Source organism: Reinekea marina, assembly GCF_030409715.1.
GTDB lineage: Bacteria > Pseudomonadota > Gammaproteobacteria > Pseudomonadales > Natronospirillaceae > Reinekea > Reinekea marina.
In genome coordinates, this window is record NZ_JAUFQI010000004.1 from 1 (window position 1) to 12,228 (window position 12,228).

The 12,228-nt window shown below is 44.8% G+C and carries 16 protein-coding genes and 1 pseudogene; 8 read left to right on the top strand and 9 right to left on the bottom strand.

From position 1 onward, the window contains the following. The 7 genes from secY to rplQ all read left to right on the top strand — a co-directional run. The coding region (gene secY / locus QWZ13_RS19700) for a preprotein translocase subunit SecY (RefSeq protein ID WP_290283473.1) at positions 1 to 896 on the top strand (896 nt) is incomplete at its 5' end. 42 nt (positions 897 to 938) lie between these two features. Beyond that, entirely contained in the window at positions 939 to 1,055 is a 117-nt protein-coding gene (rpmJ, locus tag QWZ13_RS19705; RefSeq protein WP_216000473.1) for a 50S ribosomal protein L36, read from the top strand. Positions 1,056 to 1,184: 129 nt separating this feature from the next. Further along, positions 1,185 to 1,541: a 30S ribosomal protein S13 gene (rpsM, locus tag QWZ13_RS19710; RefSeq protein ID WP_216000472.1), complete on the top strand. Its 357-nt coding sequence runs from the start codon at positions 1,185 to 1,187 to the stop codon at positions 1,539 to 1,541. A 35-nt stretch (positions 1,542 to 1,576) separates the two neighbouring features. Beyond that, positions 1,577 to 1,966 (top strand): 30S ribosomal protein S11, encoded by a 390-nt coding sequence (rpsK, locus tag QWZ13_RS19715; protein WP_216000471.1) that lies wholly within the window; start codon positions 1,577 to 1,579, stop codon positions 1,964 to 1,966. Positions 1,967 to 1,984: 18 nt separating this feature from the next. Continuing rightward, positions 1,985 to 2,605, top strand: coding sequence for a 30S ribosomal protein S4 (gene rpsD / locus QWZ13_RS19720; RefSeq protein WP_216000470.1), 621 nt, complete (start codon positions 1,985 to 1,987; stop codon positions 2,603 to 2,605). A gap of 23 nt (positions 2,606 to 2,628) precedes the next feature. After that, positions 2,629 to 3,630, top strand: a complete 1,002-nt coding sequence (locus QWZ13_RS19725) for a DNA-directed RNA polymerase subunit alpha (RefSeq protein WP_290283136.1) — start codon at positions 2,629 to 2,631, stop codon at positions 3,628 to 3,630. Positions 3,631 to 3,666: 36 nt separating this feature from the next. Further along, positions 3,667 to 4,053 (top strand): 50S ribosomal protein L17, encoded by a 387-nt coding sequence (gene rplQ / locus QWZ13_RS19730; RefSeq protein ID WP_216000468.1) that lies wholly within the window; start codon positions 3,667 to 3,669, stop codon positions 4,051 to 4,053. A 74-nt stretch (positions 4,054 to 4,127) separates the two neighbouring features. Here the strand turns inward: rplQ and QWZ13_RS19735 are convergent, their stop codons facing one another. Then, a complete protein-coding gene (locus tag QWZ13_RS19735) occupies positions 4,128 to 4,481 on the bottom strand; it encodes a hypothetical protein (protein WP_290283135.1) in 354 nt (117 codons plus the stop codon). 31 nt (positions 4,482 to 4,512) lie between these two features. Between QWZ13_RS19735 and QWZ13_RS19740 the strand changes: the two genes are divergently transcribed. Next, positions 4,513 to 4,659 carry a hypothetical protein gene (locus QWZ13_RS19740; protein WP_290283134.1) on the top strand — a complete coding sequence of 49 codons (147 nt, stop codon included), beginning with the start codon at positions 4,513 to 4,515 and terminating at the stop codon, positions 4,657 to 4,659. Here the strand turns inward: QWZ13_RS19740 and QWZ13_RS19745 are convergent. The 8 genes and pseudogenes from QWZ13_RS19745 to QWZ13_RS19780 all read right to left on the bottom strand — a co-directional run. Next, entirely contained in the window at positions 4,618 to 5,883 is a 1,266-nt protein-coding gene (locus QWZ13_RS19745) for an inorganic phosphate transporter (protein WP_290283133.1), read from the bottom strand. The two genes, QWZ13_RS19740 and QWZ13_RS19745, sit on opposite strands and share 42 nt — an antisense overlap. A gap of 33 nt (positions 5,884 to 5,916) precedes the next feature. Beyond that, a complete protein-coding gene (locus QWZ13_RS19750; protein ID WP_216000244.1) occupies positions 5,917 to 6,597 on the bottom strand; it encodes a TIGR00153 family protein in 681 nt (226 codons plus the stop codon). A gap of 174 nt (positions 6,598 to 6,771) precedes the next feature. Further along, complete coding sequence (locus tag QWZ13_RS19755) at positions 6,772 to 8,619, bottom strand: AAA family ATPase (protein ID WP_290283474.1); 1,848 nt, start codon at positions 8,617 to 8,619, stop codon at positions 6,772 to 6,774. 8 nt (positions 8,620 to 8,627) lie between these two features. Further along, positions 8,628 to 8,840, bottom strand: coding sequence for a hypothetical protein (locus tag QWZ13_RS19760; protein WP_290279960.1), 213 nt, complete (start codon positions 8,838 to 8,840; stop codon positions 8,628 to 8,630). Positions 8,841 to 8,883: 43 nt separating this feature from the next. Then, positions 8,884 to 9,744 carry a hypothetical protein gene (locus QWZ13_RS19765; RefSeq protein WP_290279961.1) on the bottom strand — a complete coding sequence of 287 codons (861 nt, stop codon included), beginning with the start codon at positions 9,742 to 9,744 and terminating at the stop codon, positions 8,884 to 8,886. 112 nt (positions 9,745 to 9,856) lie between these two features. Then, the gene (locus QWZ13_RS19770; RefSeq protein ID WP_290279962.1) at positions 9,857 to 10,708 is read right to left on the bottom strand and encodes a thymidylate synthase; all 852 of its coding nucleotides are present in this window, start codon (positions 10,706 to 10,708) and stop codon (positions 9,857 to 9,859) included. Continuing rightward, positions 10,705 to 11,595, bottom strand: a complete 891-nt coding sequence (gene lgt, locus QWZ13_RS19775) for a prolipoprotein diacylglyceryl transferase (RefSeq protein WP_290279963.1) — start codon at positions 11,593 to 11,595, stop codon at positions 10,705 to 10,707. The genes QWZ13_RS19770 and lgt overlap by 4 nt, the downstream gene beginning before the upstream one ends. 64 nt (positions 11,596 to 11,659) lie before the next feature. Then, positions 11,660 to 12,228, bottom strand: a pseudogene (locus QWZ13_RS19780) (serine/threonine protein kinase); the annotation flags it as partial.

Sequence of the window (12,228 nt, forward strand, 5' to 3'; positions counted from 1 at the left end):
CCCTAGCAAGTCAAGGCATCGCTTTTGAATCGAGCGCCAGCTTCTACTTTATCGCTGTCGTTACGTTTACTACAGGCACCATGTTTATGATGTGGCTGGGTGAGCAGATAACAGAGCGCGGTATCGGAAACGGTATTTCTTTGTTGATCTTTGCGGGTATTGTTGCCGGTTTACCAGGCGCGATTGGTCAGAGCTTTGAATCAGCTCGTTTAGGTAACTTGAGCATAATTGCATTACTGTTGATTGGCTTATTTGCTATTGCAGTGGTTGCTTTTATTGTCTTTATCGAACGTGGCCAACGTCGCATTACCATTAATTATGCCAAGCGTCAGCAAGGCCGTAAGGTCTTTCAGGCGCAAAGCAGTCATTTGCCTTTAAAGGTTAATATGGCTGGTGTGATTCCGCCGATCTTTGCATCAAGTATTTTGCTGTTCCCAGCATCACTTGGTAATTGGTTTGGGCAGAAAGAAGGTTTCGAGTGGTTGCAAGATGTAGCTTTATTGCTAGGTCCTAACCAGCCCTTGTATCTCGTAATGTTTGCACTAGCAGTGGTTTTCTTCTGCTATTTCTACACTGCGATTACCTTTAATCCAAAGGATGTTGCAGAAAACTTAAAGCGTAGCGGTGCGTTTATTCCTGGGATTCGTCCTGGTGAGCAAACTTCTCGATACATTGATGGTGTTTCTGCACGTTTAACATTTTTTGGGGCTTTGTATATCACCGCTGTTTCACTCTTACCGCAAGGTTTAGTGATGGCCGCTAACGTACCGTTCTATCTAGGTGGAACTTCGTTATTGATCGTAGTGGTGGTCGTCATGGATTTCATGGCGCAAGTACAGAGTCATCTCATGTCGCATCAGTATTCATCATTGATGAAAAAGGCGAATTTGAAATAACCGAGCATCTCTTTGAGAGCCGGAAACTGGATGGAGTTAAGCATGAAAGTACGTGCATCCGTAAAGAAGATCTGCCGAAACTGCAAGGTTATCCGTCGCAATGGATCAGTTCGCGTAATTTGCGCAACAGACCCAAAGCATAAGCAGCGTCAAGGGTAATTCAGTTTATTTGGATAGTGCTTGATTTTAGTTTAATCTAGCGCTATTCTTTCGCGCCCTCAGATTACTGGGGGTTTTTGTTGGGGCGCATTAACGCTGCCCCAGTTTTATTACTAACGGAGAAGTTGAATGGCCCGTATAGCAGGCGTCAATATACCTGACAATAAGCATGCGGTGATTTCCCTGACTTATATCTTTGGTATAGGCCGCACCCGTGCTAATGACATCTGTAAGTCTGTTGGTGTTGAACCAACGACCAAAGTGTCAAGTCTCGATGAAGCTAAGCTTGACGAGATTCGCGCTGCAGTCGGAGAATTCACTGTTGAAGGTGATTTGCGCCGTGACATTCAGATGAATATCAAGCGCTTAATGGATTTGGGTTGTAACCGTGGAATTCGACATCGTCGTAATCTGCCCGTACGCGGACAGAACACGAAGAATAACGCGCGCACCCGTAAAGGTCCTCTGAAGCCTATCAAACGATAAGTTTGATTTGAATTAATTTACATAGGAAATCGAAGATGGCAAAGCCAGGTACGAAGGCACGAAAGAAGGTGAAAAAGCAAGTAGCGGATGGCATTGCGCACATCCATGCTTCTTTTAATAACACCATCGTGACTATCACGGACCGCCAAGGCAATACCCTGAGTTGGGCAACTGCTGGTGGCTCCGGTTTCCGTGGATCACGTAAGAGCACTCCTTACGCTGCACAGATCGCCGCTGAGCGAGCTGGAGTAGCAGCACAGGAATATGGTCTTAAGAATTTAGACGTGGAAGTTAAAGGTCCAGGTCCAGGTCGTGAGTCTGCGGTACGAGCATTAAACGCGGTGGGTTATCGCGTCAGTAATATTACTGATGTAACACCGATTCCACATAACGGTTGTCGCCCGCCTAAAAAGCGTCGCGTTTAATTAAGGAGACAGAAATCAATGGCACGTTATATTGGTCCTAAGTGTAAGCTGTCTCGTCGTGAAGGCACAGACCTCTTTCTAAAGAGCGGCGTTCGAGCACTTGATTCAAAGTGTAAACTCGAAGCGGTTCCTGGAGTTCATGGTGCACGTCGTGGTCGTTTATCTGATTACGGTGTACAGCTTCGCGAGAAGCAGAAAGTTCGTCGTATTTACGGTGTGTTAGAAAAGCAGTTCCGTAACTACTACGCAGAAGCCGCTCGCCTTAAAGGCGCAACAGGTGAAAACTTGTTAAAGCTTTTAGAGCAGCGTTTAGATAATGTTGTTTATCGAATGGGCTTTGGTGTAACTCGTGCGGAATCGCGCCAGTTAGTATCACATAAGGCAATTTTGGTGAATGGCCAGACGGTTAACATTCCGTCATACCAAGTTAAACCAGGCGACGTAATCTCAGTTCGTGAAAAGTCTACTACCCAATTGCGCATCAAGAATGCCTTGGAAGTAAATGCATCACGTACTGCAGTTGTTTGGTTAGAAGTTGATAGCAAGAAAATGGAAGGTAAGTTCAACTCTATTCCAGAGCGTGCGGAACTTTCACAAGATATCAACGAAAACTTGATTGTAGAATTGTACTCTAAGTAATCTCACTGCAAATAGGGGCATCTATGCAGCGTTCAGCCAACGAGTTTTTGACACCACGTCACATCGATGTGCAGGAAATCAACGCAAATCGCGCTAAAATTACGCTTGAACCATTAGAGCGTGGTTTCGGCCATACCTTAGGTAATGCGTTGCGTCGTATTCTGTTGTCGTCTATGCCAGGCGCGGCTATCACCGAAGTAGAAATCGACGGTGTATTACATGAATACAGCACAATCGAAGGTGTTCAGGAAGATGTGCAAGAAATCTTGCTCAACCTGAAAGATGTGGCTGTTAAATTACATGAAAGAGATGAGTGCACACTTACTTTGAAAAAAGCAGGTGCAGGCACTTTGACCGCTGGAGATATTCAGCTTGATCATGGTGTTGAAGTCGCTAACCCTGACCATGTGATCGCTCACTTGGGCAGCAGCGCAGACGTCAGCATGACTCTGAAAGTTACTGTTGGTCGCGGTTACGTACCAGCAGAAGCCCGCAGCAGCGAAGAAGACGAGAGTAAACCGATTGGTCGCTTGCAATTGGATGCGACATACAGCCCAGTCGTTCGTGTAGCTTACGCCGTAGAAAGTGCGCGTGTTGAGCAACGTACAGACCTTGACAAGCTGGTTATTGAATTAGAATCAAACGGCACATTAGATCCTGAAGAAGCGATTCGTCGTTCTGCAACGATCTTACAGCAACAAGTTGCTGCGTTTGTCGATTTAGATCACCAAGCAGAAGCGGTACAAGAGAAAGAAGAAGATAAGATCGATCCTATCTTGTTGCGCCCTGTTGATGATCTAGAGCTAACGGTTCGTAGTGCTAACTGCCTAAAAGCAGAGAACATCTACTACATTGGCGATCTGATTCAACGTACAGAAGTTGAACTGTTAAAAACACCGAACTTGGGTAAGAAATCTTTAACTGAAATTAAAGACGTTCTTGCATCCAAAGGTCTGTCTCTAGGCATGGTTCTAGAAGCATGGCCACCTGCAAGTTTAAAGAATGATGACAAGGTTCTCGCGTAAGCGGGGCCTGTCTTCTGGCTGGTAAGGAATTTAGAAATGCGTCATCGTAAAAGTGGTCGTCACTTTAACCGCACCAGTGCTCACCGAAAAGCTATGTTGCAAAATTTAGCGAACAGCTTGTTTGAGCATGAAGTGATTAAAACGACCTTGCCTAAGGCGAAAGAATTGCGTCGTGTTGCAGAGCCTCTAATTACATTAGCAAAGAATGATTCAGTTGCTAATCGTCGTTTGGCTTTCGACCGTACACAATCGAAAGAAATGGTAGGTAAATTGTTCACCGATTTAGGTCCTCGTTATAAAGAGCGTCCTGGTGGTTACTTGCGTGTACTTAAGTGCGGTTTCCGCGCTGGTGATAGTGCACCAATGGCAATCGTTGAACTTGTTGACCGTCCTGAAGTTGAAGCTGAATCAAGCGAAGACTAAGGTCAGAGTTAACGAAAAAGCCCAGCTAAGCTGGGCTTTTTTATGTCTGCAGATTGCGTAATATTTGTACCGTTTTATCGGCTCTCCATTGCATTTCGAAGCCTCCTACCAGAACAAAACACAAGCCTTTCTTGTAGGAGCTTTAGAAGCAAAGCGAAGAAGCAATAGTTAAGCACGGCCTTATCGGCTCTCCATTGCATTCCGAATCCTCCTACCAGCACAAAACACAAGTCTTTCCTGTAGGAGCTATCGAAGCAAAGCGAAGACGCGATGGTTAAACACCGCCTCTTAGGCTCTTCATTGCACTCTGAAGCCTCCTGCCAGCACAAAACACAAACCTTTCCTGTAGGAGCTATCGAAGCAAAGTAAAGTATCGATAGTTCGATACTGAAGCAATTCCTATAAAAAGGTTGCGAACCTCCATACAAAATTTATTCTTTCTGGCTTGCAGCTTGCAGCTTGCAGCTTGCAGCTAGACTACTACCTCAATCCAAAGCCCTAGGCATAACCCGAAGCCAAAAAAAAGGACGCCGAAGCATCCTTTTTAATCCACTTTCAAAACCCTTAAGAGAATATCCCTTTAAGCATGAAGAAGAATATTATTGATAAGAATGCGCCGGCAGGTAGGGTGATCACCCAGCTCGATACAATGTTACCAAGTACGCGTAAGTTCAATGCAGAAATACCGCGTGCTAAACCTACACCTAGTACAGCACCTACAAGCGTGTGTGTTGTAGAAACAGGTAAGCCTGTACCAGAAGCGAGAACAACCGTTGTAGCGGCGGCTAGTTCAGCGGCAAAGCCACGGCTTGGGGTAAGTTCGGTGATCTTTTTACCGATAGTACCCATTACTTTATAACCATAGGTTGCTAAGCCAAATACAATACCTAAGGCGCCTAATAGCAGTATCCAGCTAGGTAGTGCGCTTTTTGCTAGAATTTCACCATTGTTTTGAATGATGCCAACAACTGCAGCTAGGGGTCCGATGGCATTTGCTACATCGTTAGAGCCGTGGGCAAACGCCATAGCGCAGGCCGTGAAAACCATAAGAATAGCGAAGACCTTTTCAACAGACGCAAAGCGAAAGTGTTTATCGGCTTCTTCATCAATCTTAACGCGAGAAAGTAATACGTAACCTAAGGCCATAACGGCAAAGCCTGCTAATGTAGCTAGGCCGGCTGATTGTAAAAAGGTGTAGTCTAGGCCAACGTGCTTTAAGCCCTTAACCATGGTCACCATTGCAATCATGAAGCCAACGAAGAACATGTAGAACGGTACATATTTTTTGGCATTTGCGAACGGGTCATCGGTGTTTAAGATGAGTTTAGATACACTTCTAAATATTAAAAAAGCCATCGTGCCGCTTAGTAAAGGTGAAACAACCCAACTCGCAACAATGGCCGAAACCTTACCCCAGTTTACGGTTTCAACGCCAATGCCTACGGCAGCAAAGCCCACAATCGCACCCACAATAGAGTGGGTAGTCGAAACAGGCCAGCCTTTAGAAGAGGCAATAGCAAGCCAAATACCCGCAGCAAGTAAGGCCGACATCATCCCGTACACCAGGAGTTCTGGGCTGTCCGCAAACTCACTTGGCGTGATAATGCCTTTTCGAATGGTGCTGGTTACTTCACCGCCGGCAAGGTATGCACCGGCAAATTCGAAAATCATCGCAATGATTATGGCTTGCTTTACAGTTAATGCTTTTGAGCCTACCGATGTACCCATGGCGTTCGCAACGTCGTTTGCACCAACGCCCCAGGCCATTAAAAAGCCAAAAAAGCAGGCTAATAGAATCAGTATCTGTCCATATTCACTAATGACAAACATAAAATATCCTCAATTAATCAGTACGTGCCGTCGCTAACGGGCGATTAAAATTTGTAGGCGAGATCCGACACGCTGAGCAACGTCCGCAAGATCACCAATTTGGTCAATGACGTTATAAAGGAACATCATCTCTAAAGGGGGGTATTTTGTTTCAATATCACGAAGGGAGCGGCGCATTTGAATTTCAAAAACGTCCGTTTTGTGTTCTTGGTCGTCAAGTTTGCTGAGTAAGGTTGCTACAAAGCTTACTTCTTTACTGCCAAAACCAGTTTCATAAAGTTCATCGAGTTCGGCAAGTGCATCTTTAGCGCGTCGGCTAGTTCCGATTGCCGCTAAAAGATATTCTTTCATTAAAGGCTGAACTTCATCGGGTATCATCATTTCACGGCCCAACATAATGCCAGAAATATCTTTAGCTTTATTGGCAATGCGGTCTTGCATGCTCAATAATTCTAATAAGTCAGAACGAGGCACAGGCATAAATAAGCTATTCGGTAAATGTGCGCGAATGTCTTTTTTGAGAGCATCGGCTTCACCTTCTAATTGGGTGATCGATGAGCGGTACTTCTCAGCTTCTTTATAGTCGCCTTTCATCGCGGCTTCAAAGAATGGAACAAGCTCTTCAGTACAAGCATGAGCTTTACTGATGTGCTCTTGCATGGGCTTTACGGGCGACCGTCCAAATAAAACGGACAGTGGGCTGGTATTGTTCATGTTGATTCCTCAATCAAACGGCACAAATGCGGGTCGCATTATAGAGCCTTTGTTTCGTAATAAAACTCTTCGGTGAATAAAAAACACCGTTAATTTCCTTTAATTTCGCAAAAAAACCAGCCAACTTACTAAATTGATCACTAAGAATACTGCTTTTGCACTTTTATGGTGCGTTTAGCGTTCGTTGCCTGCAAAAACCACAATAACACGGTCATTTTGTGTTGATCGACTAAATGCATAGGGCGATTCGCTGATCATATGATGTGCGCCCGTGCCGACTGCTGCGTGTTTTTTGCGGAACTGACCAATTAATTGCCAATGTTTAAGCAAGGTTTTATGTTCTTCAGACAGTTTAGACCAATTCATATCCGAGCGCGTACCTTGATGAAAATCATCGGCATAAGGACCAGCAGCTTCTAGAGCTTGCTGTATGTGTTGCTCAGTAATAAATTCAGATTGATCATGCCCACTGATAAAATCGGCCTCGGCAAACACTTTAAATAGTCGAACGATGCGAGCTGATATTCGCTGCTGATGTTCGGATTCTCGCAAACTGTATTCTATTAAGCGTTCTAATGCGTTGCGAGTCAGCGGCTTAAAGTTTTTTTCTTCGCCGTAATCTTTTATGCGTAAAATTAAGTTATCAACCGTGTTGCGAGTACGTGGTATAAAGCTGTCGAAATCTACCGGTACACGAAACAGCTCCATAAACTCTGGGTCCCACTCTTGCAATTGATAATAAATTTCGCGCGAGCCCAGTAAAATTACTTTAACGTCTAGATCGATCGATTGAGGGCTGAGCGTTATTGAATGCATGAGCGTTGCATCGGAAAAAGGCATTTCCATTTTTAGCTCTTTTGATTTCAATGCCAGTTTCAAGGCATCGTATGCAAAAGGCTCTTGCAATAATTTTTCGGCATCCAATATTAAATAGCCGCCATTGGCTTTTAATAAACTACCGGCACGAATCAGTTGAAAGTTTGTATTGGGAATTCCTTGCTGGGTTGTATATTCAATGCGGCCAAACAGGTTTTGATAGGTTGGCAGCATTTCATAGACAACCGGTGCGCCTTCGTTGGCTTCATGCTGCACCATCAAGTTGGGCTTTAACCATCGCTCTATTGTGGCACGACGCTCCTGATCAGAAGTTGCATCGGTAATAGATTCTTCAATAAACAAATCAACAATCAATTTCGGTAAATGATTTTTAATTTCGCGAATAAATCGAAGTACGCTTAACAGGCTTTTATTTTTTACTTCGAGTTCTTTCAACAAGGGTTTAATCGCTTGTTGAACCGTTGTAATGTTAAGCTGTCGGAAATCTTCTGAGCTTTTTCGCCGCCATGTGGGCAGTTCTAAAACTTGTTCATTTAAAAAGCCTTCGATCGCATTAATACGGTCTTGAAATGAGGTTCGTTGCTCTTCGGGCAGTTGTGCAAACTCTGTATCGTCGAGTGCTTTGCCATTCACTACGGGCAATAACATCACGGAGCCACCATCGGCGATAACGGCCACTTCTTTTTCATTGGCGAATCGCTCGACTACTTTCAAGGCGGCGTCGTAGCGTTTATTAAATTCTTTATCTATGCCGGTGCGCTTGCGTTGATAGGTTGGGTTTTCAAACGCGGCAGGAAAAGTATCCATCAAATCGCTTATGAATTGATCGATTGATTCTTTAAGTTTATTACCCTGACCCGCAGGCATTTCAAGGGCGTAGGGCTCTCGGGTTACTTCAAAGTTATTTATATAGGCCCATTCACTGGGTGCGGGTTGACTATCGGCCAGCTCTTTGACGTATTTAGAAACCAGTGAGTTTCGGCCGGTGCCGGAATCACCCATGACATAAAGGTTGTAGCCGCCTCCACGCATGGCGATGCCAAATTCTAGCGATTTTTTGGCTCTAGGTTGCCCCAAAAAACTGGATTCACCTTGAACATCGGCGGTGGTTTGAATATTTAAGTAGCTTAGATCTACACGGGCGCGCAACGCTTCTGGAGCGAGCGGAAGAACCTTTTCTGTCATGTCGTACTCTAGTCTGGTAACAATGACTTACAGTATGGCACAGGTGTGGTTTGAAGGCATAGCTTCTGGGGTGTATTGGTTGTTTGCTTTGGACTGGTTATGGTGGTTATCTTGGGCGGCTTAATTCTGTGGTTGAATTCGCCGAGAAGCGGTAACGGTCTAGCGGGACGCCGTGAATACATCCATGTAGGCTTGGAGACGGCATCCATGCCGTCTAACACCCGCTAGCCCGCTACCGCTTCGCGGCTTGGTTCATTTTAATATTTAGTATGTTAAATCTATTTCTTCTTCAGTACCGCCGTTTACGCTTACTAGGTAAATTAGGCCTTCATTGTCATACTTAATTGAAACTTCTACTTTCGAATTATTTTTACCATTTACAATCCAAGAACCAGCAAGCCCTGTTTTACTATAAGTATAGGGGCTGGTTGATCTTGTTGTGACTATTTTATTATCCCACGCTGGACTAGCCACAGCTAAAGCCCACTCCATTGAAAGGCCATTGTCATTAACGGTATATTCAACGGCGCCTTGAATCATGGTTGTTTCATTATCTATCGTAGAAGAGAAATCGTCGAAGGTTACGGTAATAACAACCGATTCAAACCCAAACGCATCATCTGACCCTTGCTCTTGTTCTGAAATTACACCGTCCCACTGTAGTTCAAACTCAAATGAGCCATTTAGGGTAAGCATCTCATTGTCTATAACTAAACTACAATTGGTGAAGCTTGCATCAACTGTCATCGAGCCAGTGTCACTGTATTCTCCAGATGTTGAAACATTTGGAGATTCAACCACAACAGTGGCTATACCATCGTTGCCTATACATTTTGGCGTATTTTTTCTGCTCTGAACAGCACTAGGTACTGGATCTTCCTCTTCATCTAAAGCAGCTGAAATACCTGCGTCTAAAGTACTCAAAGCGCTAGATTGTATGATAATCGCGGCAGTTTTGTCTTCTTCTAAAACTTCATAGGTTGGCGAGCTCAGCGCTATAGTTGCAAGCGTACTTGTACTTTGATTATCGTTTGAATCACTGTTTGCATCGCCTTCTACTTTGCAGCCCATCAATACTGCTGAGACAAAAGCCAAAGTCATTATACTTTTATTGATCTTTTTCATTGAAACATCCTTATTATTTTGAGTGAATGGTTAGTTTCGGCATAAATATGTATTAAAGGCTAACACCAAGTCAACTGCACTTTCGTAATAAGAATGATCACTTTTTATAACGCTATACCGAAAACGGGTAGGCAATGGCCTCATGGTGTTGATAGCCTTCTACGCTGAAATCATCCATGGTGACCCAGGTTTCTAAGTCTTTTAGCGATTTAATCTCTGGGTTTATGATCAGCTTGGGGGATGGGTAGGGCTTGCGTTTTAATTGCACTTCTCGCATGAGTTCCAACTGATCTTCGTATATGTGAGCGTTCACTATTTTGTGGTACGCCTTGCCGGGTTTGAGGCCGGTTATTTGCGCCATAATGGCTAAGAAGAAGAACACTTGTACTTGATTGAAGTTTAAGCCTAATGGCACATCGCATGAACGCTGGTAGCTGGTGAGCGAGAGCGTGTCGCCCAATAAGCTGAAAGTGTGGGTGTGCATGCAGGGGCGTAGGCAACCCATGTGGAATTCGCCTGGGTTATAGAAGCTGAGGATTTCACCGCGATCGTCGATACCGTTGCTGAGGTTGTCGACTATTTTTTTCAACTGATCGACAAAACCGCCGTCGGGTTTGGCCCATGCTCGGCCTTGCACGCCGTAAACTCGACCCATGTCGTCGGACCCTTTGCGGTGCTCATTGGCCAGCCAAGCGCTATTTTCGTTGGCGTTGGCGTCCCATGTTTTTGCACCCAGTTTGCGAAAGTCGGCAGCGTTGTCGTAGCCACGAATGTAACCTAAAAACTCAGCGATGGCGGCTTTATAAAAGCTTTTTCGAGTAGTAATGAGCGGAAATTCATTAGCGCCAACATCATATTCTAAATCGGCATTAATTACGGTTAAGCAACGTTTGCCGGTGCGTTTGTTTTCTACCCATTGGCCTTCATCTATGATGCGTTGGCATAAGGCTAAATACTGGTTCATTTTTTAGCGCCTTTTTTTGGTTGGCCAGACTTATTCTTTTTCTTACTTTTACCGCTTTCAGGCGCGGTTTCAAATACTGGGTTTCTATAGGCCAGAGTCATAAGTACACCACCGACTACAATCATCGGTATGCTGAGAAGCATGCCCTGTGTTAAATAGCCGCCTAACAAGTACCCTATGTGCTCATCGGGTTGCCTAAAGAATTCCGCTGCGGTTCTCAGCACGCCGTAGCCAATCATAAACATGGCCGATACGGCCATTCGTGGTTTAGGTTTGGCACTAAACCACCATAAGACGACGAACAATAAAAAGCCTTCGCCCATCATTTGATATATCTGTGAAGGATGTCGGGTTAGGCCATCGCCTATTTGCGGGAAGATCATGCCCCAAGCCACGTCGGTTTCTCGACCCCAAAGTTCACCGTTCCAAAAATTTCCGAATCGGCCAAAAAAGATGCCTGGCGGTACCAGTGGCGCGACAAAATCACCCACCGCAAACCAAGCTTTATTGGTGTGTTTTGCAAACAAAATAACCGCGACGGCGACGCCTAAAAAGCCTCCGTGAAAAGACATTCCGCCTTCCCACACTTTAAATAGATACAGCGGGTTCGCAAAGAATAAATCGATATGATAAAACAACACATAACCGACCCGACCACCGACAATAATGCCGACTACGATATAAAACAGCAGGTCTTTAACTTGATCGGGAGTAAACAACCGCCACGCATCTCTAGAGGCGCGCCAAATACCCAAATATTGGCCAGCCATAAAACCGGCTAAATACATCAGGCCATACCAATGCACAGACAGTGGGCCAATATCAAACCAAGGCAGAGACAACGGACCAATGCTAAGGGCAACGGGGTCAAATTGAGGGTGGATCATGGGGTGTCCTTAATTGAAAATCGCGCTCACTATACCAAAACCCGTGTGAGCTGCCACGCACTGCTTAGTCTGTCATGGGTAAAGTTGAAGGCTTCGGCGCTACTGGGTAAAAATGCGGCTCACATTGCTCAATATTGCTAAAGATTCGGGTATCTTTATAGGGCATTTTCATAAAACCACCAATGCCTAAGCCTTCAATATCGGATACGGCGATGAGTATTCTGTTTAAACACTCTTTAAATTCTTGTTCTTTGGCAGGGTCGAGCAAGCGATAATAATTGTGTATTTTTAGGTTTTTTTCCAGTACTTCAAAGATAATACAGCCAGTATGGTGAATGGTGTCGAGCAAACGAATGTTGTCCATTATAGATTCCGGCAACACTAAATGCTCATCGGGATCGCGACCATCTTCAAAGTAAGAATGCATTTTTTCATTAAGCCGACCTTCTGGCGCAGGCGTAATGGTGTACGGCAGTTTCATGTGATTTGGCACAATAAATGGCTGCTCTTCGCTTGAGCGATCTAAATGCAAGGTATCGCGTGCATCATACAATACGGCTTTAAAGGTGCCGTTGCGCGTCATGGCTCGGGCGAGTGTGACCATGTGGTTAAGCGATTGAACAAAAGATCGGC

Coding starts and splice junctions, on each gene's coding strand:
- rpmJ (WP_216000473.1), top strand. CDS start 939: ATGAAAGTACGTGCATCCGTAAAGAAGATCTGCCGAAACTGCAAGGTT.
- rpsM (WP_216000472.1), top strand. CDS start 1,185: ATGGCCCGTATAGCAGGCGTCAATATACCTGACAATAAGCATGCGGTG.
- rpsK (WP_216000471.1), top strand. CDS start 1,577: ATGGCAAAGCCAGGTACGAAGGCACGAAAGAAGGTGAAAAAGCAAGTA.
- rpsD (WP_216000470.1), top strand. CDS start 1,985: ATGGCACGTTATATTGGTCCTAAGTGTAAGCTGTCTCGTCGTGAAGGC.
- QWZ13_RS19725 (WP_290283136.1), top strand. CDS start 2,629: ATGCAGCGTTCAGCCAACGAGTTTTTGACACCACGTCACATCGATGTG.
- rplQ (WP_216000468.1), top strand. CDS start 3,667: ATGCGTCATCGTAAAAGTGGTCGTCACTTTAACCGCACCAGTGCTCAC.
- QWZ13_RS19745 (WP_290283133.1), bottom strand. CDS start 5,883: ATGTTTGTCATTAGTGAATATGGACAGATACTGATTCTATTAGCCTGC.
- QWZ13_RS19750 (WP_216000244.1), bottom strand. CDS start 6,597: ATGAACAATACCAGCCCACTGTCCGTTTTATTTGGACGGTCGCCCGTA.
- QWZ13_RS19755 (WP_290283474.1), bottom strand. CDS start 8,619: ATGACAGAAAAGGTTCTTCCGCTCGCTCCAGAAGCGTTGCGCGCCCGT.
- QWZ13_RS19765 (WP_290279961.1), bottom strand. CDS start 9,744: ATGAAAAAGATCAATAAAAGTATAATGACTTTGGCTTTTGTCTCAGCA.
- QWZ13_RS19770 (WP_290279962.1), bottom strand. CDS start 10,708: ATGAACCAGTATTTAGCCTTATGCCAACGCATCATAGATGAAGGCCAA.
- lgt (WP_290279963.1), bottom strand. CDS start 11,595: ATGATCCACCCTCAATTTGACCCCGTTGCCCTTAGCATTGGTCCGTTG.